This window comes from Bacillus sp. G1(2015b), assembly GCF_001482475.1.
GTDB classification, from domain to species: Bacteria; Bacillota; Bacilli; order Bacillales; family Bacillaceae; genus Bacillus; species Bacillus safensis.
Genome location: NZ_LKIC01000031.1, coordinates 97,456 through 117,949 on the forward strand (window position 1 = coordinate 97,456; position 20,494 = coordinate 117,949).

The 20,494-nt window shown below is 41.6% G+C and carries 23 protein-coding genes; 17 read left to right on the forward strand and 6 right to left on the reverse strand.

The genetic code is table 11. The features are described from left to right. Positions 1–56 precede the first annotated feature (56 nt). Both AMR95_RS17860 and AMR95_RS17865 read left to right on the forward strand, forming a co-directional pair. Entirely contained in the window at positions 57–1,097 is a 1,041-nt protein-coding gene (locus AMR95_RS17860; protein WP_058839020.1) for a 2,3-butanediol dehydrogenase, read from the forward strand. Between the two features lie 126 nt (positions 1,098–1,223). Further along, positions 1,224–2,054, forward strand: a complete 831-nt coding sequence (locus AMR95_RS17865) for a manganese catalase family protein (RefSeq protein WP_058839021.1) — start codon at positions 1,224–1,226, stop codon at positions 2,052–2,054. A gap of 35 nt (positions 2,055–2,089) precedes the next feature. Here AMR95_RS17865 and AMR95_RS17870 read toward each other — a convergent pair whose 3' ends face one another. Genes AMR95_RS17870 through AMR95_RS17885 form a run of 4 tightly spaced genes read right to left on the reverse strand, consistent with a single transcriptional unit; the run spans position 2,090 to position 5,133 of the window. Continuing rightward, complete coding sequence (locus tag AMR95_RS17870; protein WP_058839022.1) at positions 2,090–2,803, reverse strand: amino acid ABC transporter permease; 714 nt, start codon at positions 2,801–2,803, stop codon at positions 2,090–2,092. Positions 2,804–2,816: 13 nt separating this feature from the next. Then, positions 2,817–3,515, reverse strand: coding sequence for an amino acid ABC transporter permease (locus AMR95_RS17875; protein WP_039180205.1), 699 nt, complete (start codon positions 3,513–3,515; stop codon positions 2,817–2,819). Then, positions 3,512–4,372 carry an amino acid ABC transporter substrate-binding protein gene (locus tag AMR95_RS17880; RefSeq protein ID WP_039180202.1) on the reverse strand — a complete coding sequence of 287 codons (861 nt, stop codon included), beginning with the start codon at positions 4,370–4,372 and terminating at the stop codon, positions 3,512–3,514. Before AMR95_RS17880 ends, AMR95_RS17875 begins: the two co-directional genes overlap by 4 nt. Beyond that, the gene (locus AMR95_RS17885; RefSeq protein ID WP_058839023.1) at positions 4,369–5,133 is read right to left on the reverse strand and encodes an amino acid ABC transporter ATP-binding protein; all 765 of its coding nucleotides are present in this window, start codon (positions 5,131–5,133) and stop codon (positions 4,369–4,371) included. The genes AMR95_RS17880 and AMR95_RS17885 overlap by 4 nt, the downstream gene beginning before the upstream one ends. A 144-nt stretch (positions 5,134–5,277) precedes the next feature. On the opposite strand from AMR95_RS17885, the gene AMR95_RS17890 reads away from it, so the two are divergent. From AMR95_RS17890 to AMR95_RS17935, 10 genes are all read left to right on the forward strand, one after another. Further along, entirely contained in the window at positions 5,278–6,441 is a 1,164-nt protein-coding gene (locus AMR95_RS17890) for an acyl-CoA dehydrogenase family protein (protein WP_058839024.1), read from the forward strand. Between the two features lie 125 nt (positions 6,442–6,566). Beyond that, positions 6,567–7,355 carry a BPU family class D beta-lactamase gene (gene blaBPU / locus AMR95_RS17895; RefSeq protein ID WP_058839096.1) on the forward strand — a complete coding sequence of 263 codons (789 nt, stop codon included), beginning with the start codon at positions 6,567–6,569 and terminating at the stop codon, positions 7,353–7,355. 101 nt (positions 7,356–7,456) lie between these two features. Next, positions 7,457–8,080 (forward strand): hypothetical protein, encoded by a 624-nt coding sequence (locus AMR95_RS17900; RefSeq protein WP_058839025.1) that lies wholly within the window; start codon positions 7,457–7,459, stop codon positions 8,078–8,080. Positions 8,081–8,165: 85 nt separating this feature from the next. Next, positions 8,166–8,636, forward strand: a complete 471-nt coding sequence (locus AMR95_RS17905) for a hypothetical protein (RefSeq protein ID WP_058839026.1) — start codon at positions 8,166–8,168, stop codon at positions 8,634–8,636. A 231-nt stretch (positions 8,637–8,867) separates the two neighbouring features. After that, the gene (locus tag AMR95_RS17910; RefSeq protein ID WP_231746908.1) at positions 8,868–9,176 is read left to right on the forward strand and encodes a YxiJ-like family protein; all 309 of its coding nucleotides are present in this window, start codon (positions 8,868–8,870) and stop codon (positions 9,174–9,176) included. Positions 9,177–9,391: 215 nt separating this feature from the next. Continuing rightward, the gene (locus AMR95_RS17915; RefSeq protein WP_058839028.1) at positions 9,392–10,261 is read left to right on the forward strand and encodes an alpha/beta hydrolase; all 870 of its coding nucleotides are present in this window, start codon (positions 9,392–9,394) and stop codon (positions 10,259–10,261) included. 75 nt (positions 10,262–10,336) lie between these two features. Continuing rightward, the gene (locus AMR95_RS17920; protein ID WP_012010675.1) at positions 10,337–10,693 is read left to right on the forward strand and encodes a winged helix-turn-helix transcriptional regulator; all 357 of its coding nucleotides are present in this window, start codon (positions 10,337–10,339) and stop codon (positions 10,691–10,693) included. Between the two features lie 239 nt (positions 10,694–10,932). Beyond that, positions 10,933–11,565 carry a 3-hexulose-6-phosphate synthase gene (gene hxlA / locus AMR95_RS17925; RefSeq protein ID WP_039180128.1) on the forward strand — a complete coding sequence of 211 codons (633 nt, stop codon included), beginning with the start codon at positions 10,933–10,935 and terminating at the stop codon, positions 11,563–11,565. Continuing rightward, complete coding sequence (gene hxlB, locus AMR95_RS17930; protein WP_058839029.1) at positions 11,562–12,119, forward strand: 6-phospho-3-hexuloisomerase; 558 nt, start codon at positions 11,562–11,564, stop codon at positions 12,117–12,119. Before hxlA ends, hxlB begins: the two co-directional genes overlap by 4 nt. Positions 12,120–12,258: 139 nt before the next feature. Next, positions 12,259–12,984, forward strand: coding sequence for a DsbA family oxidoreductase (locus AMR95_RS17935; protein ID WP_058839030.1), 726 nt, complete (start codon positions 12,259–12,261; stop codon positions 12,982–12,984). A 149-nt stretch (positions 12,985–13,133) separates the two neighbouring features. Here AMR95_RS17935 and AMR95_RS17940 read toward each other — a convergent pair whose 3' ends face one another. Next, positions 13,134–14,222 (reverse strand): GntR family transcriptional regulator, encoded by a 1,089-nt coding sequence (locus AMR95_RS17940; protein WP_058839031.1) that lies wholly within the window; start codon positions 14,220–14,222, stop codon positions 13,134–13,136. Positions 14,223–14,494: 272 nt separating this feature from the next. On the opposite strand from AMR95_RS17940, the gene AMR95_RS17945 reads away from it, so the two are divergent. The 4 genes from AMR95_RS17945 (at position 14,495) to AMR95_RS17960 (ending at position 19,682) form a co-directional block, all read left to right on the forward strand. Continuing rightward, a complete protein-coding gene (locus tag AMR95_RS17945) occupies positions 14,495–16,120 on the forward strand; it encodes a xylulokinase (protein WP_058839032.1) in 1,626 nt (541 codons plus the stop codon). Beyond that, complete coding sequence (locus AMR95_RS17950) at positions 16,114–16,818, forward strand: L-ribulose-5-phosphate 4-epimerase (RefSeq protein WP_058839033.1); 705 nt, start codon at positions 16,114–16,116, stop codon at positions 16,816–16,818. The genes AMR95_RS17945 and AMR95_RS17950 overlap by 7 nt, the downstream gene beginning before the upstream one ends. Before the next feature lie 17 nt (positions 16,819–16,835). Continuing rightward, positions 16,836–18,257, forward strand: a complete 1,422-nt coding sequence (gene araA / locus AMR95_RS17955) for an L-arabinose isomerase (RefSeq protein WP_058839034.1) — start codon at positions 16,836–16,838, stop codon at positions 18,255–18,257. Positions 18,258–18,341: 84 nt separating this feature from the next. Next, positions 18,342–19,682 carry a sugar porter family MFS transporter gene (locus AMR95_RS17960; protein ID WP_058839035.1) on the forward strand — a complete coding sequence of 447 codons (1,341 nt, stop codon included), beginning with the start codon at positions 18,342–18,344 and terminating at the stop codon, positions 19,680–19,682. A gap of 41 nt (positions 19,683–19,723) precedes the next feature. On the opposite strand, the gene AMR95_RS17965 is transcribed toward AMR95_RS17960, so the two are convergent. After that, positions 19,724–19,936 (reverse strand): hypothetical protein, encoded by a 213-nt coding sequence (locus AMR95_RS17965; protein WP_024427922.1) that lies wholly within the window; start codon positions 19,934–19,936, stop codon positions 19,724–19,726. A 250-nt stretch (positions 19,937–20,186) separates the two neighbouring features. On the opposite strand from AMR95_RS17965, the gene AMR95_RS17970 reads away from it, so the two are divergent. After that, on the forward strand, positions 20,187–20,465 hold the full coding sequence (locus AMR95_RS17970) for a spore coat protein (RefSeq protein WP_058839036.1): 279 nt from the start codon (positions 20,187–20,189) through the stop codon (positions 20,463–20,465). The last annotated feature ends 29 nt before the right edge of the window (positions 20,466–20,494 follow it).

Below are 20,494 nucleotides of genomic sequence, written 5' to 3' on the forward strand. Positions count from 1 at the left end.
TATGTTATCATTATTTAAGTAAGTTAATTAAATTGATGAGAAAAGGAGTCTTACAAATGAAAGCACTACGCTGGCACGATCAAAAGGACATTCGACTAGAGGAAATTGACGAACCAACAGTTGCTCCAGGTAAAGTGAAACTGAAAGTAAAATGGTGCGGCATTTGTGGTAGTGATTTACATGAATATTTAGGCGGACCGATCTTCATTCCTGTGAATGAACCTCATCCACTTACAAAAGAAAAAGCACCAATTACATTGGGACACGAGTTCTCTGGGGAAGTTGTTGAAGTAGGAGAAGGCGTGAGCAATTACAAAGTAGGCGATCGAGTGGTTGTTGAACCTATTTTTGCAACTCACGGGCATCAAGGTGCTTATAACTTAGATGAAAACATGGGCTTTTTAGGACTTGCCGGAGGCGGCGGTGGATTCTCTGAATATGTATCAGTTGATGAAGAATTACTTCATTTATTACCAGACGAAATCTCATATGAGCAAGGCGCGCTTGTTGAGCCTTCTGCAGTTGCTTTATATGCGGTACGTTCTAGTAAAGTACAAGCTGGAGATACAGCGGCTGTGTTTGGCTGCGGACCAATTGGTTTACTTGTCATTGAAGCATTAAAAGCAGCTGGTGCTACTGATATTTATGCAGTTGAACTATCAAAAGAACGCCAAGAGAAAGCAAAAGAGCTTGGAGCGATCATTGTAGATCCTTCTCAATATAAAGATGTTGTTCAAGAAATCGCACGCCGTACAAACGGTGGCGTCGATGTTTCTTTTGAAGTGACAGGTGTACCTGTTGTATTGAAGCAAGCAATCCAATCAACTAGAATTTCAGGTGAAACTGTCATTGTAAGCATTTGGGAAAAAGGCGCAGAAATTATGCCGAACGATATTGTCATTAAAGAACGTACAGTGAAAGGAATTATCGGCTACAGAGACGTATTCCCATCTGTATTAAACTTAATGAGAAAAGGCTATTTCTCTGCAGACACACTCGTCACGAAAAAAATCAAGCTGGACGATGTGATCGAGGATGGCTTCCATGCTTTAATCAATGAAAAAGATCAAGTGAAAATTTTAGTCAGTGCTGAATAAGTAAGATAACAAAGGGAATGGCATAAGCCATTCTCTTTTTTTATGTGATCAGGTCATTTTCATAATGAGAGCTGCGGTTGAATAGTGATAATTGAAAAGATGTTTCATGATAAGGGAGATGACATCATGTTTTATCACATCAAAGAATTGCAATATGAAGCAAAGCCCTCAAAGCCTGATCCGCTTTACGCGAAAAAGCTGCAAGAAGTATTAGGCGGTCAATATGGTGAAATTAGTGTGATGATGCAATATTTATTTCAAGGCTTTAATTGCCGGGCAGACCAAAAATATAGGGATTTATTATTTGATGTTGGGACAGAGGAAATTGGTCATGTCGAAATGCTGGCGACAATGATCGCTCGTCTACTTGATAAAGCACCGGTAAAAGAACAGGAACAGGCGTATCAAAGTGATCCAGCACTTGCGGCTGTTATGGGCGGAATGAATCCGCAGCATGCAATTGTTGCCGGTTTAGGGGCGATGGCAGCGGATAGTCAAGGGTATCCGTGGAATGCCAAGTATATCATTGCAAGCGGTAATTTAATGGCGGATTTCAGAGCCAATTTAAATGCAGAATCACAGGGGAGACTTCAGGTCACAAGGCTTTACGAGATGACAGATGACCGCGGCGTCAAAGATATGCTTTCCTTCCTCATTGCTCGTGATACATATCATCAAAATATGTGGCTTGCGGCAATTAAGGAATTAGAAGAGCGGGAAGGGGATGTCGTCGTACCAACCACTTTCCCTCGTTCACTAGAAAAACAGCAGGTTTCCTATGATTTGTTTAACTTCTCAAGAGGGGAAGAAAGCAAGGAAGGCAGATGGGCACATGGCCGCAGCATGGATGGAAAAGGAGAGTTCAGATATATTTCTGCACCTGTCGTATTCGGCTCAGCACCAAAGCTCAATCCCGCACCAAAAGAACTGTTTAACACACCAAAAAAGGGTGAATAAAAAAGTCGATCAGGTTTTTGTGCCTGATCGACTTTTTAACGTCCGAGAGTTCTGCCGTACACGCTGACACGTTTCTCTAATAATGCAAAAGCTAATTCAAAGACAATGCTCAGCAGCCAATAGATCAAAGCAGAGACGAGATAAGTTTCTAAAAACTGATAGCCGTCATTTGCAATGATCCGGGAAATACCCATGATTTCGAGTACCCCAATTGTAAACGAAAGAGATGTCGCTTTTAATAGCTGAACGAGCTGATTGCCTAGGTTCGGTAAGGCCACAACAAATGCCTGCGGCAAAATAATGCGAAGCATCGCCTGCCTTGTGGTCATGCCTACAATTTTTGCCGCTTCCAGCTGCCCTTTGTCTACTGCCAGAAGTGCACTTCGGACCACCTCTGTTAAATGGGCGGCTGAATGCAGGCTGAAGGTAATGAGGGCAACAGCTAATGGGGAGACCATGTCCGGGTGAAAGGTCAGCCCGAATGTGCCGCTCATGCTAGTTAGAACAAAAGGAAGCCCATAAAAGAAAGCAAACAGTTGAACAATTAGAGGCGTACCTCTAAAAAAGGAGACGTAGAGTGTGACCAGCTGCCTGAGTACAGGGATGCGAAAGAGACGAATAAAAGCAAAAACAGATCCGATCACAAGACTCACAGCCATAGAAACTAGTGCAATTAATAAGGTGAAAGGAACGCCTTTTAGAATATGAGGTACTTGGTCAATCGCAAATGGAATATCAATGGTTTGCATCTAAATCGCCTCCTTAACGTGACAGGCTGGTGCGGCCTTTTACAAATTTCTTTTCAAGCAGCATGGTGACTAGTTCAATGCTCATACAAATGAGCCAGTACACAATCGCAATGATTACATACACTTCAAACATGCCGATTCCATAGTTATTTCCTAAGATGATCTTCACCTGTCCCATAATATCGATGAGCCCGATCGTAAAGGCAATCGCCGTGTCTTTCACAAGATCAATGGTGTAATTTCCGAGGTTTGGTAGGGCAATGAGAAAGGCCTGCGGGATAATGATCCTGATCAAGGCCTGTGTATCTGTCATCCCAACAATGTAGGCGGCTTCCAGTTGATCTTTTCCAACTGATGAATACGCACTGCGAAAAACTTCAGATAAATAAGCGCCCGTATGTAAAGAGAACGTCATCATCACAAATAACACACGATCCCAATGGTTGATTTGAATTCCTGCCACAAGTAAAAGCTGAGGCAGTCCAAAATAAATTAAGAATAACTGAACAATTAATGGCGTACTTCGTGTAAAAGATAAATAGACAACAGCCAATTGCTTCAGCACTGGGATTTGCTTAATACGAATGCATGCAAATAAAAGCCCTATCAAGATGGCAAAAAACAATGACACTACAATAATGAGAAAAGTGAGTGGCAGGCGTTCAAGCACCTGTAAAAAGATCCGCAGCCAATCTCCAGCTGTAAACGTCATGACGCTTCCTTCCTTTCTTCATATTGATAGCCTTGCTCTGAGATGTAGTCAATATCTTGAAAGAAATCAACTCCAAACCACTTTTTCGCAAGCTTAGGCAATGTTCCATCATCAATCATCTCTTGTGTAACCCGGTCCAAATCTGCTGCAAGCTGTTTTTGACTTGGCTGTAAGACAAGATAGATCGGCTCCTTTGACACGATCCCGCCCACTTTGACCTTCAGGTTCAGATGCTTTTGAATGGTATCAAAGGTCGAAATATTCATAAAGGCCGCATCGGACCTTCCGCTTTCAACGCGCTTTAAGTTGAGTTCATTTGAAGGGCTCTCAATGGTTGTCAGCGGAATATCTGGATCATGTTCTTCATTATATTGATTTAATATGGAACGCAATCCGCCGCTAGGACTTACAGGAGCCAGCTTTTTAGATGTCATATCGTCAAGCGATTGAATATCCTGGTTTGATTCATTCACAATTAAACCTGTCATCGAATAGCCGTACGGAACCTTAGGATAAAGAAACCGCTTTTCGCGTTCAGGGTTACTGAAAAACCAATTAGCTGCCATTTCAAACTTCCCCGCGCCAACACCAATTAAATTGGATTCTTCCTCGCCAAATATGTAATCAAAATGGATGTGCGGAAGTCTTTTTTCCACTTCATTTAAATAATCAATGTTATAGCCAATCGGTTCGTTTCGGTCATTTGTCGCTAAAAAGGGTGGATTGACCTCTGCACTCAGTGCGACTTTCACAATTTGTTTTCCATCATCTGTTGTTGTTTTTACACTGCTGCAGCCAATCAGAGAGAGGAGAAACAGAAGGACACCAGATGTCATGAATGCTGTCTTTTGCTTCATATGTCTTCCTCCGATCCTTGCCACATTCCGCGATGAATTCTGGATAAAAATTGTTTCGTACGTTCATGCTGAGGCTTCATCAGAACATCTTCTGGTGAGCCTTTTTCAACAATTTCCCCATCTGCCATAAAGATCACCGTATCCGCTACGTTCTTTGCAAACGAAATTTCATGCGTCACAATGACCATCGTCATCCCTTGGCTTGCAATATCTTTGATCATTTCAAGGATTTCTCCAACCATCTCTGGGTCCAGTGCGGACGTTGGTTCATCAAACAAAAGCACCGCAGGATTCATCGCAAGAGCACGGGCAATTCCAATCCGCTGCTGCTGACCGCCGGATAGTTCACTCGGAAATGCATCTTTTTTATGAAGCAGTCCAATCCGCGTTAAAAATTGCTCTCCAACCTTTTCTGCTTCTTTCTTAGACATGTTTTGAGACACAATCAATCCCTCTGTAATATTTTCAAGTGCCCGTTTATTTTGAAACAAGTGATAATGCTGAAATACCATGGAAGATTGCTGCCTTAGTTTTAAAAGATCTTTTTTATGATATCGTTCAAATTGAATCGTGGCTTCTCCAACAGTCAGCTTTCCTTTGTCTGGAATGTCGAGGCTGTTTAAACTGCGGAGAAGTGTTGTTTTTCCTGATCCGCTCGGTCCAATAATTGCGACCACTTCACCTTCTTGTACGGAAAAATCAATGCCTTTTAACACATGGGTCTGCCCATAAGATTTATGTAGATTAGTAGCTGAGATCATAAAAGCATCACGTTCCTTTGACAGATGTACTTAATATTGATAAAATTTAACACATTAAATCCTATAAGTAAAGTGTGTTTTATTCATTCCAATTGGAAAAATGAGATATCATAGATTGTGAGAAACAGAGGAGTTGGATACATTTTGTCTAAAGCATTATTTGTCGATACCGATTTTCAAAAAACATGGCTCAATCAGCTGGAATCTCTTCGTGAAACGATCGAACAAAACGCAAAAAAACATGATGAAGGCGCTTATTTTCCTAAAAAGAATATCGAATCATTAGTAAACATGGGATATACAACCCTGTCTCTCCCCGCTGAATATGGAGGCGGAGGTCAATCTGTAACAGATATGGTTCTATTTCAAGAAACGCTTGGGAGCATGGACGGAGCAACTGCCTTATCGATCGGCTGGCACCAAGGAGTTGTAGGTGAAATTTATGAAAAGAAACTATGGAATGAGAAACAGCTGCAATTCTTTGCGGAAGAAGTGAAGAAGGGCGCCCTTGTCAACCGCGCTGTGAGTGAGGCGCAGACAGGCAGCCCAACAAGAGGCGGCAAGCCTGGAACAACAGCGATTAAATCAGGTGATCGCTGGGTGATCAATGGACGTAAAATTTTCACAACGATGTCACCAGCTCTCACATACTTTTTAGTCGGCGTATGGATTGAAGAAAAAGAAGCGATGGGATTCTTCTTAATTCACCGTGATACGAAAGGTGTTTCTATAGAAGAAACATGGGATGTTGTCGGCATGAGAGGAACAGAAAGCCATGATTTAATCCTAGACCAAGTGGAAGTCCCAGATGACATGCTTGTTGAAGTGCAAAAAAGACCTCGAGGCGGTACATTAAACCCTTGGATCGCACATATTCCTTCCTGCTATTTAGGGATTGCGCAAGCCGCAAGAGATTATGCTGTTCAATATGCCATTACCCATTCACCGAACAGTATTAGCGGAACGATTAGTGACCTGCCAAATGTCCAAACACTGATTGGCGAAATTGATTTACTACTAAAGCAAGCACGCCACGTCATCTATTCAACGACAACATTGTATGAGCAGCCTGAGAAAAGAGAGCTGTTAATCAATGAATTCGGTGCAGTGAAGCATACAGTCGTCAATCATAGTCTGCAGGTGGTTGATAAAGCCATGCGTTTAGTCGGTGCAAAAAGCTTGAGTCTTGGCTGTCCGCTGCAGCGTTACTATCGAGATATTCGGGCTGGGCTCCATAACCCGCCAATGGATGATATGACGATTTCAAAAATCGCGAAGCAGGCCATTGAAGAGAAAAAAGAAAGCTAATATGATCAGAAAGCCGGATGAAACCGGCTTTTTTTATTTGGCAGAAAAGAGGACAAGCGTACCTTATGTCTCATCGCTCTGACATGCTACAATCGATACAAATCATGGGAAAAGGAGCGATTTTTTTGAAGAAAAAGCATATGAAATGGTTGGTTTCATCCATTATGCTGATGGCACTTTGTATCAGTCAGCCGTCATCAAGTGAGGGAACATCACCAGCATGGTCAGTAGATGAATTCTTGAAAGACAGGGAAGGTACATTTGTGATCCAAGAAGTAAAAGAAAAATCGCCATGGGTGTATAACAAAAAAAGAGCGAATCAGCGCTTTGCCCCACAATCAACATTTAAAGTGGCAAATGCCCTCATCGGCCTCCAAACCGGCGTGGTGAGAGATGAATATGACATCAAATATTGGGACGGAGTAAAAAGAGAAATTGATAACTGGAATAAGGATCATACACTGGGCTCTGGCATGAGAGATTCAGTCGTCTGGTACTATCAAGCCATGGCGCGTGACATCGGGGAAGAACGCATGAGCCATTGGGTGAAAGCCATTCACTATGGGAATGAAGACATATCTGGCGGAATCGATCAATTTTGGTTAAGCAGTTCGTTGCGCATTTCTCCAATAGAACAAGTCCATTTCCTCAAACAGCTATATGAAGAAAGTCTCCCATTTGACCTATCTGTCATGAGAACGGTCAAACGAATGATGATCCAAAAAGAAGAGAAACATGCCACCCTATACGGAAAAACAGGCTCCGGCTCTGGCATTGGATGGTACGTAGGCTTCATCAAACATAAAAACAAAACCTACATCTTCGCCACAAATATCGAAGGCACAGGACTAGAAGCAAAAGAAATCACCTATCGTATTTTGAAAAAATATCATTTGATTGAAGCATCCGTTTAGGATGCTTTTTTATATATAAAAGGGGATATTTTGATAAGATGATGATATATGGGTTATTTTTAGAAAATAATAGTGACATCACATGAGAAGGGGGCTTTTCCTTGAACCAGCCTGAGCACTTATTTATTCGTTCAGAAAAAGAATTCAAGTTCTATCAGAATTTAGTAGATCATGTATTTGATCAAAATAAAGGTCTTCCACAACATGTCTTCCGTAAGAATTTTGATTGTTTTTTATTTCAAGAGTTTGATTGGGCATTAAGTGATAATATTTTACCTACAATCAAGGAGTTATCCAATTTAACACATGATGGAGAATTTTTGACCGCAGTCCTTAAGCCAGATCCAGTTGATTACTATTTGAAGGAGTTTGGTTATTACAATTGGCTGAAAGCGAGTGTGAACATTTCAGGTGAGGATTATGTAAATGCACTATGGATGCACCCAAAAGGTTCCATAGCGGATAATATAATCACGAATTCGAATATAGTTGTCTGGTTATCTCATTCTTTGCAGTGGGCGATTTGGGCAGATAGAGATATGGAAATTTGTATCATAGGGATGGTATCAACAAAAGATTCTGCAAAAGATATGTTATTAGAAGAAGGATGGAAGCCACTGGATCACCCTGTTTTAGCAAATTGGTTAGAACTGTTATTTAATCAAGAGAAATTATCCAATGGATATTTCTCTCGATTTCAATCTAATTATTCCGACTTAGAGTGAGATTTTTACTGAAGAAGGTAACACATATTTATATGGATTTACACTATTTTTAAAATTTATCATTATCATGAGATGGAGAAAGTATATGAGAATCGTATTAGCCGAAGATTTATTCGAAGCAAATGAATTAATAAAGAAAATCAATTTAAACGTAGAAGAGTATAACTGGGTCATAAGCGATGTGACACTCACAATGCTTCATGATCGGCAAAATGAATTCCATTCAGAAGTAATGCCGGATTATACGGATTTTTTATTTCTAAAGGGTGAACATTTCAAAAAATTCTTAAATGATTATTGTTATTCTTTTATTTTCGCTGTTTTGACCGCATTGCCTCGACATGTAGATCATTTGAATATCAGTTCAATACCTCAAATTGAAGATAATGAACGATATTGGAACGTGAATTATACACCCGTTATTCCTCAAGCTGTGTTTGAAATCGGTTTTTTTGATTCGACAGATGTTATTTTTACAGGAGATCAGAAAATCTTAAGCGAATTTCGAGAAAAAGCGGACTTTATATCATTTGAAGAATATATACAAACTCCGTGACATGATTTGTTAGGAGAGTAAATGAAATGTTTAGTAGTTTAGAAAGATGAATCTAATGTAGCTACCATCCTCATGGGATATGGCACTTGAACAATGAAATACTTGAAGAATCTGATGCAAATGCAAATTTTCTATTTAACATAAAAGTCTAAATGAGAATTTACAAACAATGAGAGAAAGGGGAAAGGTCCATGAAGTTCAGCCAAGATAAAGAAAGGCTTAATCAATGATTTGAAGCAGCGCTATCAATACTTGTTAGATTCCGCTTATCCAGATGATATCGTCTCTTTTGAAGAAGAAACTGGTATGCCCTCAGATGATTTTTATTTATTTTTTTCACTTGTTGCAGGCAGTTTGAGTTATGTGGTTGATCATAAACGAATACCGAAAAAACAGTTAAACGTGTTACGTCAGTCATTTGGAGAGCAATCCCCTCAAATCAAATCGTTTCAACATATCCTTGAATCGTATCCTTTATTGCATTCCTACGTTCAATACCATGAAGAAACAAGAAAACAAATTATTGCATTTATACAATAACGTCTTGGAGGACAAACAATGACATGGTTTTTAGATGGAAAAATCCAGAAGCAAATCAATGAATTCCACTACTTTAAAGAGTATAATGAATATGACGACTTGATCAATTGTTTTGCTCTTGCACATCCCATATGAATCTAGTATCGAATTGAATGGTGCTAGTTTATCTACATATCTGCTACTCATGTTTCCCCATCCCAACATAGAAAGGTGCAATGACATTGAATCGAATCTTGAAATGGCTCTTATTTGCGGCGGTCATCGCAGGCTTATTGGTTTGCGCATTCTTTGTGTTCCGTTTCAACCAGCCTAAACCGACGACAAACATCCATTATGCAGACACACAAAATAAACAGCAAACCCTCGATATGTATATGCCGAAGGGCAAAGATGAAGATAAAAAGAAGAAGCATCCAGTGATGATCTATCTCCATGGCGGCGGCTGGACAGGCGGCGATAAGAATAGGGTCGCTTCTAAAGCTGATTATTTTACAGATCAAGGGTATGTATTTGTTTCAATGAATTACAGGCTTCACCCTAATGCCAACTATGAGCAGATGGCAGATGATACGGCAAACGCCATTAAATGGGTGAAGAATCATGCGGATGAATATCAAATTGATTCATCAAAAATCAATGTCATGGGTCACTCAGCGGGCGGTCATTTGACGGCGCTCGTTGCTACAGATTCGACTTACTTAAAACGTGTGGGGCTGTCGCCAACAACGATCAATTCCATTGTGGTTCTAGACGGGCCGTTAAACCTTAATCAATTTATACAAGCCATCCCATCGTATAAAAAAGTCTTTGGCAAACAAAAGGAGAATTGGACAAAGGCATCACCTGTTACTTATATGAATCAAAAGAATTTACCGCCTGTCTATTTGGTGACGGGCTGGGAAAATCCTGAGGTGTACAGATTTGCTGAAAAACTGAACCATGATAAAGGCTCTCGGTTTGTTTTTCGGGTGCATACGCTGAGCCACAGTGACTTGAACAAATGGTTTGGATCAGACAGGGCGCCAAAAGAAGCACAAAAAATGACGGAGGCTGTGATGGCTTTTGTCAAAAAACAAAATCAATAACGAAGACCATATGCTAGGCAATCCATTTTGTTGCAGTTATGATAAAACCTAAGTGGTTTGTTATTAAAGGAGTGTATGTCGTTGTCATCACGAATGGAAAATAAAGTGTTCAACTGCGAAAAGGAGCTGACGCTGAATATTATCGGCGGTAAGTGGAAAATGCTGATTTTATGGCATCTGGGCAGAGAAGGGACAAAACGTTTTGGTGAGTTAAAGTCGTTAATGCCTGGGATTACGCAAAGAATGCTTGTCAATCAGCTAAGAGAATTAGAGGAAGATCACATTGTGCACCGGGAGGTTTATCCTGTCGTCCCGCCAAAGGTTGAGTATTCTCTCACAGAACTTGGAGAAAGCTTAATGCCGATTTTAGAGGCGATGTATGATTGGGGAAAACAGTATCTCGACAGCAATTTCTTAAAGGACGATAAATAGTCATATTACCGATTGTAGACAAAGGGCTAAAATTACTTTATTTTAGCCCTTTGTCTTTACCCTGAGATACTGCCCAAAAGACAGTATCTTTTTTGTAACCATATGCGGAAAAGTATAGTATGTAAAAAAAAAGTGCGTACTTACATTGCGTCATTCCTGTTGTTATACTCATTTCATCGTTCAAGATGCATCATCCGCGGAGCTCTTGAAGATGAGATGAAAAACGGGAGTGAAAGTTGATGAAATTACAATTAGCATTAGATTTAGTGAATATACCAGAGGCAATTGAGCTGATCAAAGAAGTAGAAGCATCCATTGATGTGGTCGAAATTGGGACACCTGTTGTGATTAACGAAGGGCTTCGTGCTGTAAAAGAAGTCAAGCAGGCTTTTCCGAATTTACGTGTACTCGCTGATTTGAAAATTATGGATGCTGCCGGCTATGAAGTGCAGCAGGCATCTGAAGCTGGAGCAGATATCGTCACCATTCTTGCAGCGGCAGAAGATATGTCTATTCAAGGAGCGGTGAAAGAAGCGAAAGCAAGAGGAAAACAAATTTTAGTTGATATGATTGGCATCAAAGATATCGCAGGCCGTGCAAAAGAGCTGGATGCGCTTGGAGTCGATTATATTTGTGTGCATACAGGCTATGACCTGCAAGCGGTTGGTCAAAATTCATTTGCTGATCTTATGACGATTAAAGAAGTTGTCAAGCAAGCGAAAACAGCGATTGCAGGTGGAATTAAGCTTGATACGTTACCTGAAGTCGTGAAATTAAACCCTGATTTAATCATTGTCGGCGGCGGTATTGCAAGCCAGGACAATAAAGCAGAAGTGGCTGCACAAATGAAACAGCTGATCGCACAATCATGAAGACCAGCGACTATGTGAAAGCCATTTTAAATGAGCTTTCTGATCATTCGTCTGCCATTCAAGACGAACAAGCAGAGCGTCTGGTCACAAGTATTTTATCTGCACAAAAAGTCTTTGTGACAGGTGCGGGCAGATCTGGCTTGATGGGAAAATCGTTTGCGATGAGACTTACTCATATTGGCGTCAAGGCATATGTAATTGGTGAAACGAATACGCCTTCTTTTACAGAAGAGGATCTTTTGATTGTCGGGAGCGGCTCTGGCCGTACAGAGTCTTTACTCGTCCTTGCAAAAAAGGCAAAAGCAATTGGCGGAAAAGTGGCAGCATTCACGCTTTCTGCTGAGTCACCTTTAGCTGATCTATCGGATGAAGTCATCTTATTGTCAGGTGCACCGAAGGATCAACAGGAAGGAAACCATCATACCATTCAGCCAATGGGCTCACTATTTGAGCAGTCGCTTCTTCTGACATACGATGCGGTCATTTTAAGGTTAATGGAAATAAAAGAGCTCGACACACATACAATGTACGGTCACCATGCAAATTTAGAATAGATATTTTCAAAGCCTTTCCTTTCTTAAAAGGAGAGGCTTTTTCATTTAAAACAAGATAAGAATCTTGACATCATCTAATTGATGTAACTATAATTGTTACATCGTTAAATTAAAAGTGCAGCACGGAAGGAAGATGAACATGAAAGTACAAATTTGGTCAGATATCGCCTGTCCTTTTTGTTATATAGGAAAAAAACAGCTGGAAACAGCGCTAGAACAATTTCCAGAGAAGGAACAGGTAGAGATAGAGTTTAAAAGCTTTGAGCTTGATCCGCACGCACCTGTTGATGTCGATCATGACGTTCACGATATGCTCGTCAAAAAATATGGCATGAGCCGCAGCCAGGCCATGGCGATGAATGAGCAGGTGAAGCAGGCCGGTAAAGAGAAAGGAATCGATTTTCAATTCGATCCGCTCGTGTTGACAAACACCTTTGATGCCCACCGATTGGCGCAATATGCTGGTCAAAAGGGGAAAGGTGATTTCGTCATGGGAGAGCTGTTTCAAGCGTATTTTACAGACGGAAAGCATGTTGGTGACCGTCAAACTCTTTTAGACATTGCAGAAAAAGCAGGTCTTGACTTAAAGGAAGTAGAGCAAGCTCTTGACAGCGAGGAATTTGCAGATCATGTACGAGAAGATGAAAAAGAAGCGAGACAGCTTGGTATTAATGCCGTACCATTTTTCTTAATCAATAACAAATATTCAGTGGCAGGTGCACAGCCAGCAGATACGTTCCTGCGCGCACTTGAAACAGCTTGGACAGAGGAAGCAGCTCAAGCAGAGAAAGCTGCTGACAATGCGTTTGAAGCGGCATGTGCAGATGGCGTATGTGCGGTGCCTTCCCATAAAGAAGAGGCATAATAGATATGTTCCCTATCTTTTTATAAGATGGGGATTTTTTATTGATTCATGATGGATGAGGGGAAACACATGTCTTTCATTTCAGAGATCCCAACCATTCACGCTTTATGCTGGAATCTAAAATAAAATGAGCCACTTGGAGTAAGGGCTCATTTTATTCGTTTGATCGTTTCACCTGGAACCAATTCAGGCTCGTAAAACGTTTGATCAGGGAGATTCTTTTTCCCTTGTACTTTTTTAATCATCCAGTCTGCTGCATCACGGCCCATTTGCTCCTGTGGATGGGTCAGTGTTGTCAGCTTCACATGGGCATTTTTCTGGGCAATATACGAATTATCCTGTCCAATAATCGAGAGATCATCTGGAATGGACAGCCCGATTTCGCTGCATACATTGGCTACTTCTAAACCCACCTCATCGTTATAGCAAACAAGGGCGGTCAATTCATGTCTGTGCGCCATCAGAAATGTGTGAATTTGCTCCCCCAAATGCTGCTTCGATTCTGTATCGAAAAAGAGCACATGCTCAGGCAGGAAATTAAGCTTCGCTTCACCTAGCGCTTGAATATAGCCCTTCATCCGATATTTCCCCTGTAAATCATCTGTTTTTGAAATAAGTCCAATTTGCTGATGGCCCGAGGTGATCAGCTCTTTTGTGGCTAAATAGCTGGACTTCACATCATCTAAACAGAGAAAAGGAACCTCTAGCTGCTCATAATAAGCATTGATCATAATGAGCGGTACATCCTGTTCTTTAAAGGATAAGTAGTACGAAATGTTTGGATTATATAAATTGCTTTTCGTCGGCTCGACAATAAGTCCGTCCACCCCAAAAGACAGCATCATTTCCAGCGCTTTTTTCTCCTGCTCAACATCGTTATTTGTGCTTGCCAGTAACAAGGAATAGTTCTCTTCGTTTAATCGGCTTTCAATGCCTCGAATGATGGAAGGGAAAATGTAATCGGATATGTATGTTGTAATGACCCCAATCGTTTTCATATGTGCATGTCCCGCAGGTTTTGTTTGATATTGATTGGTCACAAATGTGCCTGAACCTTTTTCGCTGCGCAAAAATCCTTCGCTGGACAATTCCAAAATGGCTTTTCGAACTGTATGTCTGCTTACTTGATACATGTCTTGCAGGCTTGATTCGGTTGGAATGCGCTCCCCGATCCGATAATCCCCTGTGAGTATTTTGCTTTTTATATCATCAATAATGATCTGGTACTTCTTTTTCATCGTTTCACTTCTTTCTCAGTTGATCATCTACTCGGATTGAGAAGAAATTGTATGGACATATTTTAACATGGTTGTCGAATCAAAAACAGGCGCATTCCTTTTCTGTCATGACCCCTCCAGAAAAAATGCAGGTTTTTGTCACATTGTGTATGTACAACTATATTTATTATTGACATATGTACGTACAAATATTATATTGTGATTGTACCAGATAATCAATGAATCTAGAAAAACAAAATTGAAACCGCTATCAAAATGGGGGTGAACGTAGATTGAATCATAAAGAGACGGCCAAAGCCTTGAAAGAAGGACGGACATCTTTAGGCATTGAATTTGGTTCAACACGAATTAAAGCGATTTTAATAGATGAGGAATTTCAGCCAATTGCACAAGGTGCATATGAATGGGAAAGTTTTCTCCAGGATGGAATTTGGACGTACAACTTAATTGATATCATTACAGGTCTGCAAGTGGCCTATCGAGAGATGAAAGAACAGGCCGAGCAAAAGTATGGTGTGACCATTCAAACCATTGGCTCAATCGGGGTATCAGCGATGATGCATGGTTATGTGGCATGTGATCATACAGGAGAGGTTCTTGTTCCGTTCCGAACATGGCGAAATGCAACGACCATCGAGGCGAGTCAAAAGCTGACAGATGTATTTCAATTTCATATTCCAGAAAGATGGAGTATTGCCCATTTGTATCAAGCGGTATTAGAAGAGGAAAAACATCTATCCCGATTAGAATATATGACCACTTTGTCTGGATATATTCACTGGCTGTTAACCGGAAAGCAGGCCATTGGTATTGGTGATGCGTCAGGGATGTTTCCAATTGATGAACAAACGAAGGACTACAATGAAGAAATGCTCCAGCAATTTGAAGCATTGATTGCAGAAAAAGGCTATCCGTGGAAGCTTCGTCACCTTCTGCCGCGTGTCTATTTAGCAGGTGAAGAGGCAGGCGTGTTAACGGCAGCAGGGGCAGCCATTTTGGATCAAGGAAAACATTTGCAGCCAGGCATTCCATTTTGCCCGCCGGAAGGTGACGCTGGAACGGGAATGGTGGCGACAAACAGTGTAGAAAGACGGACTGGGAATATTTCTGTTGGGACATCTGTTTTTGCCATGATTGTGCTAGAGCAGGATCTAAAAGGTGTCTATCCAGAAGTGGATCTTGTCACGACGCCGGATGGACTGCCAGTTGCCATGGTTCATGCGAATAACTGTACAAGTGACCTAAACGCTTGGATGAATATATTCAGAGAGGCATTTGAAGCACTAGGCATGCAAGTGGAGTCAGAAAGGTTATACGAGTCCCTATTGCAGCAAGCTTTAGAAGCAGATCGAGATGGCGGCGGACTCTTAAGCTATGGCTATTACTCTGGTGAAAATATTACGAGACTGCCAGAAGGAAGACCTCTTTTTGTCAGGTCTCCTGAAAGCCGCTTTAACCTCGCTAATTTCATGCGCACCCATTTGTTCTCCGCTTTTGGCGCTATGAAAATAGGCATGGACCGGTTAAAGGAACAGGAGCATGTAGTGATTGACCGCTTACTAGGACACGGGGGATTATTTAAAACACCGCTCGTTGGACAAAAAATGGTTGCCGCAGCGCTAAATACACCTGTATCAGTCGTTTCAACAGCGGGAGAAGGTGGTGCGTTTGGGATGGCGGCCCTTGCTTCATATATGGTCCATCATCAGCAGCAAACATTGGCTGAATTTCTTACCCAACGAGTATTTGCCCATACATCAGAAGAACTCATGGAGCCCGATCCACTCGATGTCAAAGGCTTTGACGAATTTTTAAAGCGCTATCAAAAGGGGCTTCCGATTGAAGAAGCGGCAGTAGCGCATCTGATGCCAAAGAAAGGAGTGACGACGGTATGCTAGATCGCTTAAAAGAAGAAGTGTATCAAGCAAATTTAGATTTGCCAAAATACGGACTTGTGAAATTTACATGGGGCAATGTCAGTGCATGTGATCGTGACAGTGGTTTGTTTGTGATTAAGCCGAGCGGCATAGCATATGACAAACTATCAGCAAAAGATATGGTCGTGGTGAACTTTGACGGTGAAGTGGTGGAAGGAGAATTCAGTCCTTCGTCAGATACAGCTACACATGCAGTTCTTTACAAACACTTTGAGGAAATTGGGGGTATTTCACATAGCCATTCTATGTGGGCAACCGTTTGGGCGCAGGCAGGTCTTGATTTACCAGCAATGGGCACAACACATGCCGATACATTTTACGGCGCTGTTCCGTGCGCTCGTTTTCTGACAGAAGAAGAAGTCAATCGCGGTTATGAGGTAGCGACCGGCCGGCTGATCATCGAAACGTTTGAGAAAAGAAACCTAGATGTCATGGCGGTGCCGGGTGTATTGCTTCAAGGGCATGGTCCGTTTACATGGGGGAAGGATGCAAAAAGTGCGGTCACAAACAGTGTGATTTTAGATGAAGTTGCCAAAATGAACCTTTTTGCCAAGCAATTGAACGAATTTGCGGAGCCATTGCCGCAGCGAATTTTAGATAAACATTACTTAAGAAAACATGGAAAGCATGCGTATTACGGACAAAAACCTTCAAGATAAAGAAAAGAGGGATATCTATGTTAACAAGTCAGAAAAAAGAATTTTGGTTTATCGTTGGGTCACAGCATTTATATGGTGATGAAGCACTGCAGAAAGTAAAAGCAAATGCACAAAAGATGACAGATGCCTTAAATGAAAGCGGTTTACTTCCTTATCCAGTGATTTTGCAGGAGCTGGCTGTCAGCGCCGATCAAATCACAAAACTTATGAAAGAGGTCAATTATCGCGATGAAGTCATTGGTGTGATGACGTGGATGCATACATTTTCACCAGCGAAAATGTGGATACGCGGGACCAATCTTTTGCAAAAGCCTCTTTTGCATCTTGTCACACAATATTATGAAAAGATTCCGTGGGACACGATCGACATGGACTATATGAATCTTCATCAATCCGCACATGGAGATAGAGAATATGGCTATATCAATGCACGTTTAAATAAACAAAACCAAATTGTGACCGGTCATTGGTCTAAGCCGGATGTGCAGCAGCAAATTGCTGATTGGATGGACGTTGCGGCTGCCTATCATGAGAGCTTTCACATCAAAGTAGCCCGGTTTGGTGACAACATGCGGCATGTGGCCGTGACAGAAGGCGATAAAATCGAAGCGCAGATTCAATTAGGATGGACCGTTGATTACTTTGGAATAGGCGATCTCGTCGAATATGTAAATGCAGTAGAGGAAGAAGAGGTAGATGCATTATTTGCTGAGTATTTAACGCAATATGATGTGAATTATGGAACGTATTCAGTTGACGAATGGGAAAAAAGTGTCAAGGTGCAGGCGCGATATGAAATCGCCATCAAACGTTTCTTAGATGAAGGCGGCTATCATGCTTTTACAACAAACTTTGAAGATTTACATGGGATGAAGCAGCTGCCTGGACTTGCGGTACAGCGGCTGATGGCAAAGGGATACGGCTTTGCTGGGGAAGGCGATTGGAAAACGGCTGCACTATCCCGCTTATTAAAGGTGATGAGCCATCATCAATCCACTGGTTTTATGGAGGACTACACATATGAAATGACGTCTGGACATGAAGCGGTGCTGCAATCTCATATGCTGGAAGTAGATCCAGCGCTCGCACATACAAAACCCGTCATAGTCGTGTCTCCACTTGGCATTGGAAACCGGGAAGATCCAGCACGTCTTGTATTTGATGGAAAAGCAGGCGAAGGTGTTGTTGTTTCCATAGCGGATTTTGGAACACATTTCAAATGGCTGATACAAGAAGTCGAAGCCTTTGAGCCGGAGGAAGCGGCACCTCATTTACCAGTTGCGCGTGTATTGTGGAAAATCAAACCGAATTTTCAGGATGGCGTCAAAGCATGGATTAAGCAAGGGGGAGGCCATCATACAGTCGTGTCTCTCAATTTAACGGTCGATCAAATTGTTCAGTTTACAAAGCTTGTCAATGCAGAATATGTGGTTTTATAGAAGAAGGATGAAAGGTCTTCTACTGTTTACAGTGGAAGCACAGGGAGAAATGAAAGCGGTTAATTAAGTGAGGGGGTCATCCACTTGGAGAAAAAAGTGTCAAGCAAATTTATCTTCTTTTTCGGGTCCTTTGCAGGCATCTTATTTGGGTATGATATTGGTATTATTGCAGGGGCAGAAGGACATATTCAGGAAGAATTTCAGCTCAGCCCATTATGGCTTGGAATTGTTGTCTCTTCATTAATGGGCGGGGCCATCATTGGCTCGATCTTAAGCGGTCTCTTAGGGGATAAATTTGGCCGCAGAAAACTCATTTTGGTCTCATCCGTTATCTTTTTTGTCGGGGCTATCGGATCAGCTGTCGCACCAGAAGAGATTTCACTCACCATCGCTCGGATCTTTTTAGGGACAGCAGTAGGAACAGCCTCATCATTGGTTCCGGCTTACATGTCTGAAATCGCTCCTGCTAAAATCCGCGGGAAATTATCTGGACTCAATCAGCTCATGATTGTAACTGGACTATTGCTCAGCTATATTGTCGCGTTTGTGTTTGAACCCATCCCAGACAGCTGGCGCTGGATGCTGGGAAGTGCTGCTTTATTTGCGATCGTGCTTTATATTGGCATGCTGAAGCTTCCTGAATCTCCGAGATATTTGATTAAACACGGAATGGCTCATAAAGCACGAGAGGTATTAGGATCACTGCGTTCTTCCCGTGAAGAAATCGAATCAGAAATGCAGGAAATTTTAGAAGTCGCCAAAGAGGAACGCTCGGGTATTCGTGAATTGTTTCAAAAGAAATTCAGAATGGCTCTTTTCATTGGGGTTGGAATGGCGACCCTTCAACAAATTCAAGGCGCGAACTCCATTGTCTATTATGCAACGAGTATCGCTCGGAATGTAGGCCTTGCGCCGCAGGTCGCCGCAGGTTTTACAGTCATTGTCGGTGTCATTTTTGTCGTCACGACCGTGATCTTTTTACAATTTGTTGACCGCTTTGACCGCCGAACGATTCTCACTGTAGGGGGATCGGGCATGGCCCTTTCTTTCTTTGCTCCAGCCGCATTAGGTGTACTTGGCGTCAGTGAAGGAATTTTAAACTGGGTGACATTGATTTCACTTTGCTGCTTTATTTTGTGTTATGCCTTCTCGTGGGCACCGATCACTTGGATCATCATTGGCGAAATCTTCCCGCTATCTGTCAGAGGCATCGGAGCAGGTATCTCTTCTGCCTTTAACTGGACCGGATCGTTAGCAGTTGGACTCGTTTTCCCTATCCTGGCAGATCAATTCAGCTTTGGGGTTATTTTCTCCTCATTTGGCGTCATCTGCTTAATCGGATTATTATTCACCCGATTTGTGCTAGTCGAGACAAAGGGAAGAAGCTTAGAGCAAATCGAAACCGATATGGCTGCACGTGTATAAATTTAAGAAAACCATCTACCCACACGGGATAGATGGTTTTTTTACTCAAGCGTCTGTTTGAGCTCATTTGGCAGTAAATCAATTAATTGATCATAGGATGACAAATCCAGCACTTCAAGCAGCGCGTAATATTTCGCGTAAATTTCACTCAGCTGATCAGGATGATTGGTTTGATATTGATTCAGATGTAATTGAGTTAGTTCTAGTGCAATGTCTAGCTTGTTTCGTTCGAATGGCTGTGTCGTGTTGATCATATCGTTCACCTCTTATTTGATGATGAGTAGAAAAAATGCAGTGAATAAAAAGAGCTTATGTGTTGTTTTTATGGATGTCCTATCTTCACAAGATTTCATTTGTATAATATGTTAAAATTGTCCTTTTGTAAATAAAGAGAAAACTAGATAGAAAGTGGATTTCTTTAAAAATAGACATGCATCTAATCACGAAAGGTAACTCTAACATACGATAGAGTGTAAGTGAAAGACAACTTGAAGGGGTGTTAAGATGAGCCGAAATCGATTAGATGATTTCTTCTTTGGACCTCGCCGAGAAGAAACGGTTGTTTTCCCCACACGTCAAATTGTCAACACAAGAACGAATGAACAAACGATCAGAAAAATTCATCCAACGCATATCACAAACGTCAATAAAAACATTAAAAGAATAGAAAACTACTATCCGGTCACTGAATCGACTCACAACGAGTATATTGTAGAAGAATACGATTGCGGCAGTAATATCAAAAACCCTTGCTGCCGTCCGGTGAAGCGCTGTAAGTGGTAGTGAAGGGGCATCCTTTTATGGGATGCCTT

Coding starts and splice junctions, on each gene's coding strand:
- AMR95_RS17860 (WP_058839020.1), top strand. CDS start 57: ATGAAAGCACTACGCTGGCACGATCAAAAGGACATTCGACTAGAGGAA.
- AMR95_RS17865 (WP_058839021.1), top strand. CDS start 1,224: ATGTTTTATCACATCAAAGAATTGCAATATGAAGCAAAGCCCTCAAAG.
- AMR95_RS17870 (WP_058839022.1), bottom strand. CDS start 2,803: ATGCAAACCATTGATATTCCATTTGCGATTGACCAAGTACCTCATATT.
- AMR95_RS17875 (WP_039180205.1), bottom strand. CDS start 3,515: ATGACGTTTACAGCTGGAGATTGGCTGCGGATCTTTTTACAGGTGCTT.
- AMR95_RS17880 (WP_039180202.1), bottom strand. CDS start 4,372: ATGAAGCAAAAGACAGCATTCATGACATCTGGTGTCCTTCTGTTTCTC.
- AMR95_RS17885 (WP_058839023.1), bottom strand. CDS start 5,133: ATGATCTCAGCTACTAATCTACATAAATCTTATGGGCAGACCCATGTG.
- AMR95_RS17905 (WP_058839026.1), top strand. CDS start 8,166: ATGAGAATCGTATTAGCCGAAGATTTATTCGAAGCAAATGAATTAATA.
- AMR95_RS17915 (WP_058839028.1), top strand. CDS start 9,392: ATGACATTGAATCGAATCTTGAAATGGCTCTTATTTGCGGCGGTCATC.
- AMR95_RS17920 (WP_012010675.1), top strand. CDS start 10,337: ATGTCGTTGTCATCACGAATGGAAAATAAAGTGTTCAACTGCGAAAAG.
- hxlA (WP_039180128.1), top strand. CDS start 10,933: ATGAAATTACAATTAGCATTAGATTTAGTGAATATACCAGAGGCAATT.
- hxlB (WP_058839029.1), top strand. CDS start 11,562: ATGAAGACCAGCGACTATGTGAAAGCCATTTTAAATGAGCTTTCTGAT.
- AMR95_RS17935 (WP_058839030.1), top strand. CDS start 12,259: ATGAAAGTACAAATTTGGTCAGATATCGCCTGTCCTTTTTGTTATATA.
- AMR95_RS17940 (WP_058839031.1), bottom strand. CDS start 14,222: ATGAAAAAGAAGTACCAGATCATTATTGATGATATAAAAAGCAAAATA.
- AMR95_RS17950 (WP_058839033.1), top strand. CDS start 16,114: ATGCTAGATCGCTTAAAAGAAGAAGTGTATCAAGCAAATTTAGATTTG.
- araA (WP_058839034.1), top strand. CDS start 16,836: ATGTTAACAAGTCAGAAAAAAGAATTTTGGTTTATCGTTGGGTCACAG.
- AMR95_RS17965 (WP_024427922.1), bottom strand. CDS start 19,936: ATGATCAACACGACACAGCCATTCGAACGAAACAAGCTAGACATTGCA.
- AMR95_RS17970 (WP_058839036.1), top strand. CDS start 20,187: ATGAGCCGAAATCGATTAGATGATTTCTTCTTTGGACCTCGCCGAGAA.